General features: G+C 71.5%; 1 protein-coding gene. It reads right to left on the bottom strand.

Translation table 11 applies throughout. From position 1 onward, the window contains the following. The coding region (locus AC27IO_RS24730) for a DUF294 nucleotidyltransferase-like domain-containing protein (protein ID WP_498741283.1) at positions 1-1,040 on the bottom strand (1,040 nt) is incomplete at both ends.

Here is a 1,040-nt window from a genome sequence, read left to right as displayed (position 1 = left end):
GCCTCGCGCACCGCGTCGAAGCGCTCGCGCAGGTTGCGGCCGCTGCCCGCGGGCGCCTCGCTGCCTTCGGGCAGGGGCGCGAGCGGGCCGGCCGGGGCCAGGTCTTCGGTGCCCAGCAGGAAGCGCGCCCGCGTCATGGCCTGGTGCTCCCAGGTCCAGGCGGTGTTGCTGCCGCGCCGTTGCTGGTAGTTGGCGTACGCGGTGAAGCTGGTCACCAGCAGGCCCGAATTGCCGTTGGGCCGCAGCGCGGTGTCGATCTCGAAGAGGTCGCCCTCGGCGGTCTTCACCGTGAGCCAGTTGATGAGCTTGCGCACGAAGGCCGAATACACCTCGGGCGCGCGGTCGTCGTCGTCGTCGAACACGAAGACGATGTCCAGGTCGCTGCCGTAGCCCAGCTCCTTTCCGCCCAGCTTGCCGTACCCGATGATGGCGAACTGCGGCACCTCGCGGTGGCGGTTCTTCAGGCGGCTCCAGCACCACTGCGCGGTCACGCGCAGCACGCTGTCGGCCAGGGCCGAGAGGTCGTCGGCCACCTGCTCCACGGTGATGCGGCGCTCCACGTCGCGCGCCAGCGTGCGGAAAGTCTCGGCATGGTGGGCGCGGCGCAGCAGGTTCAGCAGGGTCTCGTCGTCGTCCTCGCCGGTCGATTGCAGCGAGGCGATGCGCAGCCCCAGTTCGTGCTCGAAGTCCTGCGGCACGAAGCGTTCGGCCAGCAGCGCGTCGCCCGCCAGTTCGTCGATCACGCCGGGGTGCTGCAGCATGTAGCGGGCGGGCCACTGCGCGGCGCCCAGCAGGTGCAGCAGGTGCTCGTGCACCGAGGGGCGCTCCAGCAGCAGCGCCAGGTAGATGTCGCGGCGCAGCAGCGATTCGAGCCAGCCGATCAGCCGCACCACGGCGTCTTCGTTGACCTGGCCCTCGGCCAGCCAGCGCGCGGTGCGCTGCACCAGCCGCAGCAGCCGCTCGCGCGACTCGTCGCTCAGGGACTGCACGCGCGGGTGCGTGCGCCATTCGGCGACGCGCGCACGCACGGTGGGCGGCAG

This window comes from Acidovorax sp. KNOB132 (genome assembly GCF_057541515.1).
The sequence above is the reverse complement of the archived record's forward strand: the minus strand, read 5'-3'. Positions and strand labels throughout refer to the sequence as shown.